17 protein-coding genes are annotated in these 17,671 nt (G+C 40.2%); 11 read left to right on the top strand and 6 right to left on the bottom strand.

What is annotated here, in order from left to right:
- The first annotated feature begins 184 nt into the window (after positions 1–184).
- The gene (locus QL898_RS02885; RefSeq protein ID WP_290175738.1) at positions 185–1,813 is read left to right on the top strand and encodes a long-chain-fatty-acid--CoA ligase; all 1,629 of its coding nucleotides are present in this window, start codon (positions 185–187) and stop codon (positions 1,811–1,813) included.
- A gap of 453 nt (positions 1,814–2,266) precedes the next feature.
- Here the strand turns inward: QL898_RS02885 and QL898_RS02890 are convergent, their stop codons facing one another.
- Complete coding sequence (locus QL898_RS02890; protein WP_290175739.1) at positions 2,267–3,844, bottom strand: hypothetical protein; 1,578 nt, start codon at positions 3,842–3,844, stop codon at positions 2,267–2,269.
- Positions 3,845–4,437: 593 nt separating this feature from the next.
- On the opposite strand from QL898_RS02890, the gene QL898_RS02895 reads away from it, so the two are divergent.
- From QL898_RS02895 to QL898_RS02920, 6 genes are all read left to right on the top strand, one after another.
- Complete coding sequence (locus QL898_RS02895; protein WP_290175740.1) at positions 4,438–5,223, top strand: inovirus-type Gp2 protein; 786 nt, start codon at positions 4,438–4,440, stop codon at positions 5,221–5,223.
- A gap of 133 nt (positions 5,224–5,356) precedes the next feature.
- Positions 5,357–5,644: a hypothetical protein gene (locus QL898_RS02900; protein WP_290175741.1), complete on the top strand. Its 288-nt coding sequence runs from the start codon at positions 5,357–5,359 to the stop codon at positions 5,642–5,644.
- Between the two features lie 47 nt (positions 5,645–5,691).
- On the top strand, positions 5,692–6,684 hold the full coding sequence (locus QL898_RS02905) for a DUF932 domain-containing protein (RefSeq protein WP_290175742.1): 993 nt from the start codon (positions 5,692–5,694) through the stop codon (positions 6,682–6,684).
- 96 nt (positions 6,685–6,780) lie between these two features.
- A complete protein-coding gene (locus QL898_RS02910) occupies positions 6,781–7,893 on the top strand; it encodes a lambda-exonuclease family protein (RefSeq protein WP_290175743.1) in 1,113 nt (370 codons plus the stop codon).
- A 127-nt stretch (positions 7,894–8,020) separates the two neighbouring features.
- Entirely contained in the window at positions 8,021–8,929 is a 909-nt protein-coding gene (locus QL898_RS02915; RefSeq protein WP_290175744.1) for a hydrolase or metal-binding protein, read from the top strand.
- Between the two features lie 150 nt (positions 8,930–9,079).
- The gene (locus QL898_RS02920) at positions 9,080–9,331 is read left to right on the top strand and encodes an AlpA family phage regulatory protein (protein ID WP_227674238.1); all 252 of its coding nucleotides are present in this window, start codon (positions 9,080–9,082) and stop codon (positions 9,329–9,331) included.
- 101 nt (positions 9,332–9,432) lie between these two features.
- Here the strand turns inward: QL898_RS02920 and QL898_RS02925 are convergent, their stop codons facing one another.
- Positions 9,433–9,615 carry a hypothetical protein gene (locus QL898_RS02925; RefSeq protein ID WP_093068959.1) on the bottom strand — a complete coding sequence of 61 codons (183 nt, stop codon included), beginning with the start codon at positions 9,613–9,615 and terminating at the stop codon, positions 9,433–9,435.
- 115 nt (positions 9,616–9,730) lie between these two features.
- Positions 9,731–10,156: a hypothetical protein gene (locus QL898_RS02930; RefSeq protein WP_227674239.1), complete on the bottom strand. Its 426-nt coding sequence runs from the start codon at positions 10,154–10,156 to the stop codon at positions 9,731–9,733.
- A gap of 99 nt (positions 10,157–10,255) precedes the next feature.
- Here QL898_RS02930 and QL898_RS02935 point away from each other — a divergent pair, with 99 nt between their 5' ends.
- The gene (locus tag QL898_RS02935; RefSeq protein ID WP_290175745.1) at positions 10,256–10,900 is read left to right on the top strand and encodes an SOS response-associated peptidase family protein; all 645 of its coding nucleotides are present in this window, start codon (positions 10,256–10,258) and stop codon (positions 10,898–10,900) included.
- A 108-nt stretch (positions 10,901–11,008) separates the two neighbouring features.
- Here QL898_RS02935 and QL898_RS02940 read toward each other — a convergent pair whose 3' ends face one another.
- Together QL898_RS02940 and QL898_RS02945 are read right to left on the bottom strand one after the other, a co-directional pair.
- Positions 11,009–11,917 carry a hypothetical protein gene (locus QL898_RS02940; RefSeq protein WP_093068964.1) on the bottom strand — a complete coding sequence of 303 codons (909 nt, stop codon included), beginning with the start codon at positions 11,915–11,917 and terminating at the stop codon, positions 11,009–11,011.
- 8 nt (positions 11,918–11,925) lie between these two features.
- Complete coding sequence (locus QL898_RS02945; RefSeq protein ID WP_093068967.1) at positions 11,926–12,657, bottom strand: DUF3944 domain-containing protein; 732 nt, start codon at positions 12,655–12,657, stop codon at positions 11,926–11,928.
- Positions 12,658–12,921: 264 nt separating this feature from the next.
- On the opposite strand from QL898_RS02945, the gene QL898_RS02950 reads away from it, so the two are divergent.
- Both QL898_RS02950 and umuD read left to right on the top strand, forming a co-directional pair.
- Complete coding sequence (locus QL898_RS02950) at positions 12,922–14,232, top strand: Y-family DNA polymerase (RefSeq protein ID WP_290175746.1); 1,311 nt, start codon at positions 12,922–12,924, stop codon at positions 14,230–14,232.
- Between the two features lie 16 nt (positions 14,233–14,248).
- Entirely contained in the window at positions 14,249–14,674 is a 426-nt protein-coding gene (gene umuD / locus QL898_RS02955; protein ID WP_093068970.1) for a translesion error-prone DNA polymerase V autoproteolytic subunit, read from the top strand.
- Between the two features lie 368 nt (positions 14,675–15,042).
- Here the strand turns inward: umuD and QL898_RS02960 are convergent, their stop codons facing one another.
- Complete coding sequence (locus QL898_RS02960) at positions 15,043–16,062, bottom strand: AraC family transcriptional regulator (protein ID WP_093068971.1); 1,020 nt, start codon at positions 16,060–16,062, stop codon at positions 15,043–15,045.
- 173 nt (positions 16,063–16,235) lie between these two features.
- Between QL898_RS02960 and QL898_RS02965 the strand changes: the two genes are divergently transcribed.
- Entirely contained in the window at positions 16,236–17,669 is a 1,434-nt protein-coding gene (locus QL898_RS02965) for a coniferyl aldehyde dehydrogenase (RefSeq protein WP_093068974.1), read from the top strand.
- Positions 17,670–17,671: the final 2 nt, after the last annotated feature.

Genomic DNA, 17,671 nt, shown 5'->3' on the forward strand with positions numbered 1-17,671 from the left:
ATTTATATAGAGTAATCATCAAGTCTTTGGAGTTGAATCACAATTTTTTGTTGTCTATGGAGAACATAATATTAACTTGTCTTAAAGAATAATTCTGATTATTCTTAGTTGAAGCATATTCTTCGCATCAGGCGATGCAGTAGCAAGAATGAGCGGACTTTCAAATAACTACAGGGAATGTATTATGTTAGGAAAAATGATGTATCAGCCATTGCTGATCAGTGGTTTAATCGAACACGCTGCCCGTTATCATGGCGATACGGCGGTTTTGTCCAAAGAAGTCGATGGACAGATGACTCATACCAATTGGCGTACTGTCTCAGATAACTCAAAACGATTGGCCAATGCGTTAGCTACACTGGGACTTAAATCATCAGAACGCATAGCAACTTTGGCTTGGAACAATCGTCGTCATTTAGAAGCTTGGTATGCGATTTCAGGCAGTGGCATGGTTTGCCATACTATCAATCCACGTTTGTTCCCCGAGCAGCTGAGCTACATTATCAATGACGCTGATGATCGTGTGCTATTTTTTGATACTACTTTCCTACCGCTAATTATGGCAATCAAAGAGCATATCAAAGGTGTTGAATACTTCATTTGTCTAAGTGATCGAGATGATAGTATCGTAGAAAAACTGCCTAATGTACTGTTCTTTGATGAGCTATTAGTAGAAAACTCTACTGACTTTGACTGGCCTCAATTCGATGAAGCAACAGCCAGCTCTTTATGCTACACCTCAGGAACTACCGGTAATCCTAAAGGTATTTTATATACGCATCGCTCTTCTGTGCTGCATGCGATGGCATTGTGCATGCCTGATGTCTCCGCGCTCTCTGCACAAGACGTTTTGTTACCCGTAGTACCGATGTTCCATGTCAATGCGTGGGGCACACCTTATGCAGCTGCCCTGACTGGTTGCTCTCTCATACTTCCTGGTCCAAATCTCGATGGTGACAGCCTAGTATCTCTCATTGATGATTATCATGTCACAGTTGCTCTAGGGGTTCCAACAATCTGGCAAAGCCTATTAACCGCTGCCAAAGCCAGAGGTAGTAAGCTTGATAGCATGACGCGTACTATCGTCGGAGGAGCCGCATGCCCACCATCAGTAATCAAAACGTTTAGAGAGGATTTTAATTGCGATGCGGTGCATGGTTGGGGCATGACAGAAACCAGCCCACTTGGAACGATGAATCAAATAAAAGCCAAGCATAAATCGCTGAGTAAAGATGAGATTAATGAGTTGCGTAACTCTCAAGGTCGTCCACCCTACGGCGTTCAGCTACGTCTCATAGATACTGACGAGCCGCTACAGCGAGTTGAAGAAGATGGTATGTCTCAAGGTCGTTTACAGATCAAAGGGCATTGGATCATCAATGACTATTACACAGAAAATCCTGATGCGATAACTGAAGATGGTTGGTTCGACACAGGCGATATTGCAACCATTGATGCCGATGGATATATGAATATTCGGGATCGCTCAAAAGATTTGATCAAATCTGGTGGAGAGTGGATATCGTCAGTAGAGCTTGAAAACATCGCAGTCGCCCATCCGCAGATAAGAATGGCGGCCGCTATTGCTGCAAAGCATAAAAAATGGAGCGAGCGCCCAGTATTGATTGTGGTGAAAGAACCAGATTCAGAAATCGATGAGTCGCAAGTGCTGAGCTTTTACGAAGGTAAAATCGCCAGCTGGCAAATACCCGATAAAGTCATATTTGTAGATAATATCGTCCTAAATGGCGCTGGGAAAATGGTCAAAAAAGATCTGCGTGATGACTATGGCAATGTGTTATTAGGTAGCTGATTTGGCTGTTAAGAGCATAAATTGATAATGCTACTTGCCAAACCAAGTGTATAATCTAGATAGGTTTTTTAAGAATAGTGGTATAGGTGAGTAGGGCGTTTGAGATGCTCATCATCTATATCGCTTGTCATGATCATTATTTCAAATGAGCACTGACAGGTTAAGGTACATCAGATGCATGGATTGGGATAGATAGAGCAGGACAGTATAGAACGCTAGATACAACAAAGCCCCTGATATCAGGGGCTTTAGCTGTTCTATAAGATAGTATAGGACTATGTAATGGTACCCGGAGCCGGAACGATATTTAATAGATAAGTATTTGATTTATAATGACTAATTAATTTTTTATAGATATAGTATACTCACCAGTATACTTATAACTCTACTTTCAGTTCTATATGACCATCGACCATAACTTATTTATACATATTGAAATGAGTAGCAAGTGGCTTAACGTCTTCTACCGCCTTCTTTAATCTCATTTATAATTCTACTATTTTTAGCAAAAGGGTCTTCTTCAGTGCTACTGACGTAAGCTGTTGAAGTACTAGTGAGGTCTGTATTCTGAAACGACTCAACCTCTTGAACAGAAGTGACAGTCGGTAGTCTATCATGACTGTCTGCAGTGGTATTAGTACGTAATGTTTTACTAAGGGCTATATCAAGGATCGGTCGATCTAATGGACGATATAATTGACTACTGCCGACATCGTCTGACTCTTTAGTATGTGTTTGAGACTGCGTCTGCTGGCTATCAATCAAAGTTTCATTTTCAGTACAATCTTGATCAGCATCCTTTTTAGAGTATGGCAACGACCCTAAGTCTTCAGCCTCTTCAATTTGATCGTTGATACCTTCGCAAGTATTAGGACTGATATTGTTTTCCAATATAGCCTCAGTGCTGTTGATCTTAGCTTCTAAGCTTTGCTGAGTTTCATAAGAATCAAAAAACGTTTTCCCATAATCACCTCGTAAAAAAGCATTAGTATGTGGTTTAGTTTTAGGAACGTTGGAATGGAATATCTTACTATAACTCTCAATTATATCGTTAAGCATTTGACTTAGTGTCTTATTTTGATTTTTTGCAATAAGCTTTAACAACTTCTTGTTTTCAGTAGTAAGTCGCAAACCTTTTGCTTCAGCTTTCTTATCGCGATCTCGCTTAGCCTTCGAAAACCAAACATCACGCATTTTTTTAATAAACGCGTTTCTACTAGCAATGATCTGTTCATTTAGTATTATATTTCTACTTTTAAGCCAATGGTAGTCGAAAGCCCAGTAGTCAAGTGACGCAAGCATATGGTTAAGCCTACTCTCAATATCTGATTCTGGAAACTTGATGGTATCAGTACTAACTAAAGCTTGTATTTTTTGAGTCGACAGCTTGCTATTCTTTAAATGATTTTTTGCCATGTATTTATATAAGTGATTGACTAAAAGTTTATCACGCTTATTTATCCATTTTAAGGATTGGTTTTCAACTCCAGACAGTAAATATGCTTTTTTCAAAAAAATGAATGATGATTTTTTAAAGTATATATTTTTTCTAATATCACCCTCGTTCCTTTCTTTAATACTATCTTCCAAAATTTGAAAATGAATATTAAAAATAATATCATGAATAAATATATCAATATCAGAGTCTAATGCTAATTGATTGGAATTAACTGCTAGATACTTATCTAATAAACCTTGATATTTTAAAACCATATATAGCCATAGCGCTGCTCTTTTATTGTTGTAAAACCATTTGGTATATTTATATGGAATATTGTTGTCAGCAGATTTTTTCAAAATAGAGTCTACCGCGTACTTGCTTGAGTTTTTTTCTTCAAAGTAATTTAATAATTGGAGTTTTACATTTTTATCGTTTTTCAAAATATATTCGTATTTGTATTTATGTATAGAACGTAAATAAAATAAACACCAGTAAGTATCGTAAACACTAAGAGCGTTTACCTTTCTTGTAATATATTCTAAATCTCGAATATAATTTGATTGTGCTTTTTGGTTCTTACTATTACTCACTGACTATCTCCAAGTAAACTATACAGAGGTAAATTTAGTAGTCCTAGTACAATAAGGGTAAGACAGATTGTAGTCAAGTAATCATCATGTGAACGTCTAAATACTTTCATATATACATAAATAAAAAGTCATAAAAACGTCATTATTTATCATCAATATAACAGATAATACAAGGCTTATAGGCAATAAAACCTATCTATCCTTCAAGAGTACAGTATCATCTAACTCCATCCAAATAATCTACCTACAGTACAAAGCGATTTCTAGCTGCTAAACTAGTCATCCTTCAATGCCAGCTTAAGAATAGCTGCACTACGGCAGCTCATCCTTAGTAGGTTATTTATATTATTACTTAAACACAGCAGCTACTTGTTCTACTGCTGAGGGTATAACTCTCAGCGATCATCATTATAAAAATACGGACTGTTCCCACCCTATGAATTCAAATCCATAGGAGTACCGTTTTGTCTTACGCACACCTTAACCAACCATTAGTCGTTGCAAAAGTACACAGTTTAGTTATAAGCGTATTAGCGAACGCTATTACATTTAATGAGACTATGAGCAAATTGAACGAGATTTATCTCTCTTTCATGACTCACCTTAATTCTGAGCTACTTTATTCACAACCGATTGTCGCATTTATTTATAGCACCAATGCTATTGTTGGCGATGATTATCCAGAAAACGTTATTTGGAATCATGATAAAACCCAACGATTTATCACTACGTTGTCGTGCTATAAGAATGATATTGACAATGAGCGTCTAGCATTCGTTTATCAGGAGAAACAAAACCAAGAAAAGTTAGGTCACTATGCCAATAATCTTATTACCCATTATTCAAGGCTTTTATTTGTACGTATAGATTTAAAGTACGCGCAAGCGACTAGCCATCTTGTGAATATTGAGGACTTCAATTGTCACATGAGGAATCTTCGGGATCTTATCGGCAATAAGAAAACGTGCTTTAAGCACTTGCAAGGCAATGCTTGGGCTATTGAACAAGGAGAGAGCAATGGTGGACTACACTGTCATCTACTGCTTATGTACGATGGAGCGAAACGACAGAACGACTGGTATCTTGCTAAAGAGGTCGGTAAGAAGTGGAAGATGATTACTGGAGGACTAGGAGAGTACTATAGCTATCACGATACAGAGCGTAAGCAGAATTATGCACGAAACGGCAAATTAGGTATTGGCATGATTCATCAAAATAATGCTCAGGAGGTTGAAAACGCAGTACGATCAGCTCTTTATTTAACGGAGCCAAATAAATATGAGCAGCGATTGAAATTATGGCTACCAAATATGCGTACTTTCGGTCATGGTGTTTATCGTACGAAAAAACGTAGAGGCTTACCGCCCATATCAAAATAATTTCAAATATATAGTATTCCAATGAAATAAGGCAAGGAGCCACTTCTAATTTGTCTATTAACCTTAATCCATCTTAATTAAAGGTCTGCTTAATCGCAGGCCTTTTTTTATGCGCAAAATAATAGGAGTCATCATGCAAACAATTTGTCCTCACTGCCATTCATCGCGAGTAACGAAAAACATTAATGTTGATAGCCCCTTTAGTATTATCGAGCAGCTATGCTCGTCAACGACTTTATCGGGACTTGGCGCTAGCGTCTGTAAGTACTACAAGGTAAATCCTGCTATCGGAATAATCGCAGGTAGTGCTATTGCTTCAGCGATTAGCTTAGCTAGAGATAAGCTACAGCCACCTCTTCTTGTTGTGGCTACTCAACCTAGCTATTTATGCAATACCTGTTCAAAAACATTCACTATCTAACTCTCTTATTGAACTACCAACTCAATTAATTTAAAAGGAATACTCTTATGGCACATTTAATCGAAAACATGGCATACGTTGGCGATACCCCTTGGCATGGCCTTGGTAACCAGCTTCCTAAGAATCAGCCTATCGAGGTCTGGGCACGTGAGGCCGGTATGGACTGGCGTATTGAATCATCCAATGTCAGCTACATGGCAAACAACGATAAAGGGCAAAGCCTGATCATGCCCTTTGATACCAATAAGGTCTTATATCGCTCAGATACGCTTGAGCCACTTAGCGTAGTCAGTCAACGCTACCAAGAAGTACAGCCGCGTGAGATCTTAGAGTTCTACCGCGACTTAACCGAGCACTCACATTTTGAGCTTGAAACTGCAGGCATCTTAAAGGGTGGCCGTAAGATGTGGGCATTAGCTCGTACCGGGCAGTCTATGACTTTAAAAGGCGGCGACGTGAGTAATGGCTACCTGCTCTTAGCAACGGCTTGTGACGGAACGCTAGCAACCACAGCGCAGTTTACTAATATCCGTGTGGTGTGTAATAACACCTTAGCGGTAAGCTTAGCCGACGGTAGTGGCGGTGTGGTCAAAGTACCGCATAGTACCTCCTTTGATGCTGATCGCGTCAAGCAGCAACTTGGCGTATCGGTCAAGCAGTGGAACGAGCACATGTACGAGATGAAGCAATTAACCCAGCGCCGCGTCACTCAAGCAGAAGCGGCGAACTATCTAAACCGTGTGTTCAATGATCAGGATAACGACATCATTCTGTTTAACAGCGCTAAGAAAGAAAAGGACGCCGTTCCTAACGCTCGCGCTATGAATCAGGTGATGAGTATGTTCAACGGTCAAGGTCGCGGGGCCGATCTCGACTCAGCGCGTGATACCGCTTATGGCCTCTTGTCTGCTATGACAGAGTATGTGGATCATGAACGTAGAGCGATATCTACCGATCACAGACTAGACTCTGCTTGGTTTGGCGCAGGCGCTAAGCTTAAAGACAAGAGCCTAGAGGAAGCCTTTAGTCTTATTGCCTAAAGTCTATTGGTACACTTAATAATTAGACCACGCCTAAGCGCGTGGTTTTTTTATGCCTGTTATTTCATTTCAATCAATTTATCGAAGGAGTTCACTATGAACATGATCGCATTAAACACCAGCACATCAGTAAGACGTACTAAGCGTTTAAGCGCTAAAGTCAAAGCGCCTGTAACTGACAAGGCTAAAGATAAGAGTAAGCGGATCGATCCCTTTGCTACTGAGTCTACTACGCCGCTAACTCCTAAGCGCCTAGTTAGTACTAAAGACTTAAGTCATGACGAGTGGCTTGCGGTACGCCGTCAAGGAGTAGGCAGTAGTGATGCTGCCGCTGCTTGCGGTATTCATCCTTACTTGTCGATGCTAGAGCTATGGCTGATTAAGACGGGACGCGCAAGCTCAGACTTAGATGAGAGCTTAGACGGCTATGCACCCCTGTATTGGGGTAATACGCTTGAGCCAATGGTCGCTAAGTACTACCAAGAAAAGAAAGGCAATAAGGTACGGCGCGTAAACGCTATCTTGCAACACCCTGAGCCTGATAAAGCCTTTATGCTCGCGAATTTAGACTATGCAGTAACAGGTAGCGAGGAAGTACAAATACTTGAATGCAAAACCGCTGGGGAGCATGGCGCGAAACTATGGCGTGATGGCGTACCGCTATACGTCACGTGCCAAGTACAGCATCAACTGGCAGTCACTGGCAAACAAGCTGCGCATATCTGTGTGCTGCTATGCGGACACGAAGCGAAGATCTACAAGGTTGAGCGTGATGAGCGCTTAATTAAATCGATCATCGAGCAAGAGCGTCTGTTCTGGCAATACGTGGAGACAGACACACCGCCAAGTCCTGATCATAGCGAGTCAGCTGCTAAAGCGCTTAAGCTACTTTATCCAACGCCTAAGCCCTCAAGCAAGGTCGATCTACGAGAGGATAAAGGCGCTAACAAGCTGTTCGATAAATTGCTTAGCTATCGCGCGTCAATGGAAGATCTAGAGCAGCGTCACGATCAAGTCAAGCATCAGCTACAAACGCTGATCAAAGACAATGAAGTGGCCCTCTTTAATCAAGGCGCGATCTCGTGGAAGCGCTCTAAGGACAGCATTGGCCTTGACAGCAAAGCGGTTATCAAAGCGCATCCTGAGCTACTCAAACGATTTAGTAAAACTAAGCAAGGCAGTCGTCGCTTCGTCGTGCTAAGTGATTAAGTATGTATCCCATCAACCGATACATTAACAACCCAAAAACGAATCAAATAAAGCGCATAAACGCCCACCCTTACAGGTGGGCTTTTTATTTGCTTTACCCGTTCTATTAAGCACAAGGAATACCACTATGATTAAAGGTCTAACCATCACCCCGCCCGTACTCGGTCGTATTAGCATTGGACGTGTCATCAACAAAGATGGCAAGCGTCTGCCTGCGAAAGACGATCAATTCACCATTACCAGCCAAGTGCAAAACAAAGACGGCTGGATCAATCATCCCTTAGACGAAAAGCTTCGTAAAAGTAAAACCGATAAGCTTCGTCAAATACCCGTACGTATGTTGTTCAATGATCCTGAGCTTAATTTGCGAGCAGAATATACCCTGTTCGATAGGCAAACTGGCAGGCCGCTATGCGTCGGTGATGGTGAGAGCTGCCAGCGTCGAACCAATAACGGTGTGGAGCAGTTGCCGTGTCCGTCCCCTGATCGCTGTCCACTCGCACAAGGCGGAGCTTGTAAACCATACGGTCGTCTCTACGTCAATCTAAGTGAAGACGATGAGCTTGGCACCTTTGTCTTTCGCACCACTGGCTTTAATAGCATTCGTACTTTAGCAGCAAGATTGCGCTATTTTGCTGCGGTATCCGGTAATAAGCTGTCGTGTTTACCACTGCAACTCACCCTACGTGGTAAAAGCACGACACAAAGCTATCGTACGCCGATCTACTTTGTGGATCTGACACTGCGCGATGGGATAACGCTTAAGGAGGCGGTATCAGATGCGCAAGCGATTGATCATGAGCTGATTGAACACGGCTTTGATCAAGCGGCTCTAGAGACTACAGCAAAGCAAGGCTACGTCGATTCATGCTTTGAGATCGATAGCGATGGCTTACTAGATGTTGCTGAAGAGTTTTATCCAATGAATACCGACCAAAGTGATAGTCAAATACAGAGTACTAATGATCACCTATCTACTCATGATGTGACCAGCATTGAGAGAGGGCTACGACAAAGTGTGACAGTGGTGAGCTAGCTGAAAGCCACGGCATAAAGAAGGAGCTGATCCGTCAGCTCTTTTTAATGTGTCAGCCAGATACTGGACAGCATAGGACGCCGTAAAAAAATATAGGACTCGCTAAGTATATGAGAGGAGATGCTCTCACTCACTTATAAGGAGAAAATCATGGACAATTTAAATTCAACACTACCAGTAATCGAGCCATGCAATCATATTCCCCAGCTTTTAAGCATTAAAGATGTCAGTAACTACACTGGCCTTAGTCGTTCTACGATTTATGAGCTGGTCAACGAAGAATCCAATCGCTATGATCCAAGTTTTCCTAAAAAGGTAAAGCTTACTGAGGTGAGGGTAGTGTGGGTAGCAAGTGAGATTGCAGAGTGGATTAATGAAAAAATTAGTGAAAGAGTTTCTTGATATTTTAGTTTAAGTAGGTGAGTCAAGATCACCTACTTTTTTTATAGATTGTAAGAATATTTATACCAGACCTTGGTGACGAGCTATAACTGAAGAATTTTTTACCATTTTGGATATTTTTGATTACTATCAACAAATGCACTATCTGGTATATCTTCTTCTGAATCGCTATCAAAACGTCCCTGTTTAGCTTTTTCTTGAGCTATATCGTTTCTCTTTTGTTGTTCATGATCATCAAGCTCTTCATTATCGATGTCATCAATAGAATTCTTAAAATTACTCATACCGTTCTACTTTTAAATGTTAATGAAAGTATAGTATCGATTGATCTCATTATTATTTCAAGAATTTTATTTCTAGATGTAATTGAATAGCTTTTGTAGAGTAGGTTAGGTACTGTTAGTGATAGTCTGCTCTATTTAAAAGCTCTTTTTGCTCATCACACACCCTAAGACCTATCTGTATCGCTTCGCTCAGATCAGCGCCTTCTTTAATTGAGTAAGGTACATTGGGCTCAAGTCCGGCTTGCTTTAACGAATCTGATGCTGCCTTATTAAGCGGCGTACCTATATAAGACTCATCCGTGAGATTTTCAGGCAAAAAGAATACCTGACGCCCAATACCTGCGTGAGGTTGACCACAAACAATTTCACCGTACTCAACGGTAAATGGATAAGGCTTATCGTTATCTACTGGCCAAGAAGAGTCTCTCACCGAAATGAATCCTGCACCATAGAGCTCGCCATTTGGTTCTGGTGCAGGAGTACAACCAACTTGCCCCATTAAAGACAAAGCAAACGCAAAAAGTGTTATCTTATAATGCATGCTATACCATCTTTATTTTATTGAATGAGCTGTTACTATACCTAAATTCAACCAAATAATATCGGCTTTTAAGTTAAAGCTTTAAAAGGTATCACTAAAATGTGCGCCAACTTCCAACCTATAAGCCTCAATCAAGCCAAGCTATTCACCAGCTATCAGCTCGATTTCGACTTTAAAGAAGAAGTATATCCAAACTATGACGCGCCACTGCTGTTTGCAAACGCTAACGATCAACAGATGCAATGGCGACAAGCACGCTTTGGTATGGTGCCAAAATGGGCAGATAGTCTTAACATCACGCGCTACACCTATAACGCGAGAAGTGAGACGGTACATACCAAGCCAAGCTTCCGTGATGCTTGGCTTGGTAGTCAGTTTGCTCTTATACCGGTTCAGACGATCTTTGAGCCGAAATACGTGGATGGCAAAGCTCAGCGCTGGGGTATTCAGCGTACTGATCAAGCGCCTTTTACGATAGCTGCTATCTATCAAGCAGCTAGAATAGGAGGTGAGATTATCCGCTCAATGTCACTACTGACTATTAATGCAGATAATCATCCGTTCATGTCACAATTTCATAAGCCTGATGATGAGAAGCGATCTATTGTCGTTATTGCGCCTGACAAGCACATGGACTGGCTACGCTGTCATCATAGTCAAGCTCACAAGTTCTTGCAGCCCATGAGTGACCAGTTCAACGCAAAGTTTATGCCGAGTAAACCTGCTCAACCTAAGACACTGTAAAATACAGTTTTATGAATGAGTTACTGAGGTTACTTAAATATTACGGAGAGAAAATACTTACCCGGCCTGAAAGTTAAATTTATATAACGTGCAAACTTCAGATAATTTTTATTTAACGTTTTGGGGTATTGATAGTTGCTCATTTGCAGGTTTTTCTAGTAGCTCAACATGTATTTGATTGGTTATGAGATCTAATGCTGGCTGTTTAATTTTAGTAAAATACGATACTTCGCTAGCTTTTAACTCAAAGGATTTAATTCGGTTATTCATAAGATTTAGATAGCCTCTATAATTATTCAATAATATAGAATATTTTTGATGACTGTCCTCAACAAGCGTTTGAGAAAGTTGGTACTGATTAAGCCTATGCGAAAGAATATGCTCTAAATGCATACCTAATGGTAAAATCTCTAACATCTGTTGCACAAAATTTAGTATTAAGCCAATATGCTCTTTGTCTTTAATCTGCTCAGACTCTATTAGGTTGATTAAGTTCAACATAAAAAAATTCATATGGTTCTTAAGATGCATAGAATCCGCAAGCGTTGTATTGGCTAAGGACTCAATAGTTTTCGTATCTTCATCAGATTGTAAAATCAATTTGAGGTTCTGAACCACTGATAAGTACTGACTAACTTTATCAGTATAAAATAATATATTTTGCTCATTTATTGTTTGTGAAACTTCTAAAACTGCGCTTCTTACGACTTCTATTTTTTTACTAAGTATTTGTGTTTGTATTACAGTAGCAACCATAAGTGAGGCAGTAGAAATAGCTTGAGCAGCAACGATCGTGCCTTGGATGCTTGACTGCATTGAACCAAGGTTTTTGACAAAAGTTTCAGTAGTAAGTGCCTGAACTTTTTTGAGAGGAACATGCTGAATAATCCCTTTTGACTCTAGTCCTTTTTTCCAATAGGCAACGCCATCCCTGAAAATAACTTGGTTATTTTTTATGGCCTTGATCAAATCTGCACTAAAACGTTCTTGATCAAATGTAAATATATCAGTTTCCATAATTATTCCTAAAATTCGTCGTAGTCTGAGCTATTTTTAGTATACTTTGTACGCATCATTGCGACGATACAAACGGCAGGTATGGTCACTCGATAAGCAGTTGACGAAAAGTCTTTGATAGTAAGTGGTAATGTAGCTGCAGTTACGATAGGGTTTACTTTGGCCAGCTTAGGAATCATTTTAATACCAGCAAAAATAGCACCTGCACCTGCTACTGCTCCTGCATTACCATTTAACCCAACAGCGTTTTTAACGGTATTCCAAGGTTTAGATTTTAGAGACGTCAGACCGAGTAAACCTTTATCTTCTAAAGTTCGATACATATAACCAATATCGTCCATAGTTAAAACACGTTGGAATAATAACCTAAGTATTTTTTCTTCAACATCGGATATATTGGCTGTATCTTTATGAACATCTACACCTACTTTTTTAGCAACATCGAATACAATTTCTTGATATGTTACACCTTTCCCTCGAGTAAGATTCGCGAATGTATCACCACCGTATAATTGAAGCTCTGCTGCAATAGATTTCCAACTATTCTTATATGCTTGCTCTTTGCTCTCTGGGTACATGGCAATACTCTTATCCAGTGACTTTTTAAGTCCACCTGTCCATTGCTCTTTCCCACTATGGTCTTTTATCAAGGAGTTGGCTAATACCTTTAAATCCTGCCAATCGGCATATTGTAAAAAAGCTAGATCTTTATCTTCACGAAATTTTGATTCTACCGCCATGATTGAGTCGCCATTATTAATTAGTAGAAAAGAGTAGGGTATTGTTGGATATTGATTCTATTCAATGTTAAGTATAATTACTAGTAAGAAGTCTATTATTTTGCAATTTTTATTCAAAACCTTCACGACAACCATCGTCGTCTACCCTTTATTCGCTCTTGAATTTTTAAGCTCGCTATCTCTACAATCAAAGACATCTCTGATCACGTAAATACTCGTGATTGGTTATGCCTTTTTTTATACCATCCACCTACTGAGACAGTCATGTATGCGCTTGTTGATTGCAATAGCTTTTATGCCAACTGTGAGAAGCTCTTTCGCCCTGACCTAAGAGGTAAGGCGGTAGTAGTGCTCTCCAATAACGATGGCTGCGTGGTGGCGCGATCACCTGAGGCAAAGCAGCTCGGTATCAAGATGGGTGTGCCGTACTTTCAGGTTAAAGAGTTCTGCGAGAAGAACGACGTTACCGTCTTTAGTTCTAACTACACCCTGTATGCTGATATGTCTCATAGAGTCATGAGTACCCTTGAGAAACTATGCCCTACCGTTGAAGTGTATTCTATCGATGAAGCCTTTTTATACTTAGCCGATTATCCTACTGCAATGACTGATCTTAATGCGTATGGCACTAAGCTGAAAGCTATCGTCGAGCAGTACACCGGCATTCCAGTATGTGTGGGTATGGGCAGTACTAAGACCATGGCAAAGCTTGCCAATTACGCTGCTAAGAAGCACCCCGCCACTAAAGGCGTCTGCGTGCTAGATAATCTTCGATGGATCAGACGTATCATGCAGATCACCGATGTTGGTGAAGTATGGGGCGTCGGTCGTCGCTATAAAGTCAGACTCAATCAGATGGGTATTCATACGGTTTATCAGCTCGCCATCTGCGAACCTGCCAAAATAAGACAGCACTTCGGGGTGGTACTCGAGCGCACCTGCTTAGAGCTTAATGGTCAAAGCTGTCTTGGTATTGAGGCGGTAGAGGCTAAGAAGCAGATTATCTCTTCTCGCTCTTTCTCCACTCGCATTAGCTGCCCCGATGAGCTGAGTCAAGCAGTCTGTAGTCATGCGGCAAAAGCAGCAAGCAAACTACGTAAACAAGACAGCGTCTGTCATTACTTAAGCGTCTTTGCTAAGAATAGTCCGTTTAGTCAAACAGAGAGTTATACCTCCATATCCGGTCAATGTCAGTTTATAACCCCAACCGCTGATACTAGAGTGATGGTAGCCGCTGCTCGGCAGATACTGACTCAGATCTTTAAAAAAGATGTTCGCTACGCCAAAGCTGGCGTCATGCTGTTTGATATCTGCCAGCACCATGAAGTACAGCCTGACTTGTTTGCAGACGATAGTAGCGACAATCAAACCAACCAACAAAGTACCTCAAAGAGCGCAGAGGTTATTGCCGTTATGGATCAGCTTAATAAAAGATATGGTCAAAACAGTAATCAGCAGTCTGCTGTGTTTATCGCAAGCGAAGGCATTAAAGATAAGCAGTCATGGCAAATGAGCCGGGACATGCTATCGCCTTGCTATACCACAAATATTAACCAATTACCCAAAGTAGATTAAACCAGAGGTGGACTCAATGACGGTTAAGATAATAGGAAGGCTCACCGATGAAGGTGAGACGGTATTGCTCTCGCTTTATAGTGATAGAGTCAAAGCAGGCTTTCCAAGCCCAGCAACAGACTACGTGCAAAACCGCATTGATCTAAACACGCTGCTTATTCACAGTCCAACGACAACCTACTTGGTAGAGGTGGAAGGCGATAGCATGATCGATATTGGTATCTACCCCAATGATATCTTGATTGTGGATCGCTCATTAAGCGCTAGAAATAAAGACATTGTTATTGCACTAGTCGATGACGGCTTTACCGCCAAGCAGCTGATACTCGGTGAGCATATTATCTTACGAGCTCATAATGAGAACTATGCAGATATCGTGGTGAAAGGGTCACTGGAATTGTTTGGGGTGGTGGTGAGTAGTGTTAGGCGGTTTAAGAGGTGAGGTCTATGCAAACAATAATACGACTAATGAAGTCCCTTTAATATCTTGTAATAGGAAACTTTAATAGATCTGAGATCTGATCTTTATGTTTTTTAATAGAGCACAATTTAAACAAATGATAGTGTGGATAGCTAGCGAAATAGCATCATGGATTAATGAAAAAATTGAAGCAAGATCTGCTCAGTCAGTGGATAGCCGTATTACCTAAAAGTGAGACGGATAGTAATTTAATGTATTTATTCATTATATCAATAGCGCTAACTTACTTTTTGTCAGTGATATTTGTAACAATTTTTTAAAGTTGATAGATAAGACTTAAGACACTCAGTTAGCTTAGCAGTCTAACTAAAGGATTAAGCTACAATGGACTACGTTACTAACTCCTTAGAACTATTCATCCATTCTGTTGGCGTCATACCGAACCAAGTTTTAAATTGTCGGCTAAATATAGAGAGCTCAGCGTAACCCAACTGATAAGCGACATCCGTTAAGCTAATACTGTCAGTACTCATGATTCTTAAGGCTTCTTTTTTTCTTACCTCTTCTAACAACTCTCTATAAGTTGTCCCTTCGCTTTTCAGCTGGCGTTGGACTTTTTTTGGGTGCTGTCCTACGCATAATGCAACATTTGCCATACTACAATCAGCAGTAGCCAGTAGCATCTTCATAGAGCTTTCTATTAAAAACATGCCGCCGCGCGCAGTGGTATTACTTTCATTCTCTAACTGCTGCACAATAAGCTGATTTACCAAATCGTCTTCAGAGTAGTAGGGTTTATAGCTTAAATAAACAGTAGAAAAATATATCGCATTCTTTTCGCTATTGAATTCGACCGGGCACCGTAATATGTCGATCAATAACTGTTTTGATTGAGGCGATGGATTTTGTTTTAATTTTATTTTTTCTGGACGCCATGTTGGGCTAATTAAATCTGTTAGAACATTGCAAATCAAACATATAGACAGCTGTGATTTCTGCGCTCTATCTATATTCTGTGTGTTTTGACGTACGACATCAAGCTCGCACAATTTATCAGAGACCTCATTTACTTGAAAGATAAAACTTTCAGCATGAATATAAATATATTTTTGTGCCACAAGTAAAGCTTGCGCTATGTCTCGTTGTTTGGACATATAGACACCAATTAATCCTATCGTCTGGATACTCTGCTTAGCCCCAAGCTTTAAACCGAAGCACTCCTCATTACAGACAATACCTGCTAGCTCTAATAAATTAGTATATCTATCATGATCAATCAGAGAGTTTGGTTCGCGTATCATAGACGGTTTTAAGCCTACTTTATCTAAAATATTTATAGGATCCTGTCCATAGCTACGGACCAATTCTTCAAAACCATTTAGACTTGCCACTCTGATGTAACTACCCATACTATTCTCAATTTTGTCTCAAATTATTAAATCAATGTCCTACATAATCAATTTTTTGTCCTAAAATGTCAAGAAGTTATGAGAAAACCTTGTTAAAGTAAAATGTATAAAGATTCAATTTAGCTATTAAAGCCTTGTGAATCATCATGATAGCAGTGGAAAAGGGATTTTTTATGAAAACCAACTTTGATTTTATAGACTTAGAGGATCAACTACACGGCTGCCTACAACAGCAGAAAAACTATGCAGAAGCACAAGGTATCGAAAGTATTGCGGTTAGAAAAGAATATTTGTTGAGTTTAAAAGCTATCATTAACGATCACCGTGAAGCTTTGATTGAGGCTATCAATCAAGACTATGGTAATCGTTCAAGACATGAGACCTTGTTAGCCGAAATTATTACCGCAACAGATGATATAAATAGCAGTATCAAAAATCTAAAAAAATGGACGAAGGTACAAAAGCGTAAAGTAGATATGAGTATGTACTTTGGCGCAAAAAACCGTCTGATTCCGCAGCCTTTAGGGGTGGTAGGTTTAATCGTGCCATGGAACTTTCCTATCAATTTACTATTTTCTCAGCTGTCAGCCGTTTTTGCCGCAGGTAATAAAGCAATGGTGAAACTGTCTGAGAACTCACGTCACCTAGCCGCTTTATTGATTCAATTGATTCCACAGTATTTTGAACCTGAAAAATTACAGATCTTTGATGAAACGGGCGGGGTAGGTGTTGCTTTTTCTAAGCTGCCTTTCGATCATCTGATGTTTACAGGCTCTGGCGCGACTGGTAAAAAAGTCATGGCAGCAGCGGCAGAGAATTTAACAGCAGTTACTTTAGAGCTAGGTGGCAAATCACCTGCAGTTATTGATCCCAATTATTCTTTGGCAAAAGCAGTCGAGCGCATCATGTTCGTCAAGCAGTTCAATGCGGGACAAATCTGTACCAATATTGATTATTTATTTGTACATGAGTCACAAAAAAATCGCTTTATCCAAGCGACTAGCGAATGGGTGGCACAGCATGTCCCTGATATTCATCATAAAGACTATACCTCAATCATTGATGATTGCGCGTTTCAGCGTTTGGTTCATTGCGTAGAGGAAGCGCAAAATAAGGGCGCCACAGTAATCAATTTAAATAATCAACAAGCGGATGCCGCAGCCCGTAAATTTCCGCTGACTTTGATTTTTGATAGTACTGATGCGATGGAAATAGACACTCGAGAAACCTTTGGACCGATTTTGATGATTAAGACTTATGACCAACCTGAAGAAGTCGTTCGTTACATCGCTCAGCGCGATCGTCCATTGGCGTTCTATCCATTTAGTAAAGATAAAGCTTTAGTGAATTACTATATCAATCATGTGATGTCTGGCGGCGTGTCGGTAAATGATGCTTTATTTCATGTAGGACAGCACGATTTGCCGTTTGGCGGGGTTGGCGCTAGCGGTATGGGGCATTATCACGGTTATGAAGGGTTTTTGAACTTCTCAAAGATGCGGCCTGTGTTTTATCAAGCTAATTTCTCAAGCTTAAAATTTTTGGCGCCGCCCTACGGCAATTTCGCTGATCGAGTACTGAACTTTTTGGCTCGTGTTAAATCCTAATT

The sequence above is a fragment of the Psychrobacter sp. APC 3279 genome (assembly GCF_030407795.1).
GTDB lineage: Bacteria > Pseudomonadota > Gammaproteobacteria > Pseudomonadales > Moraxellaceae > Psychrobacter.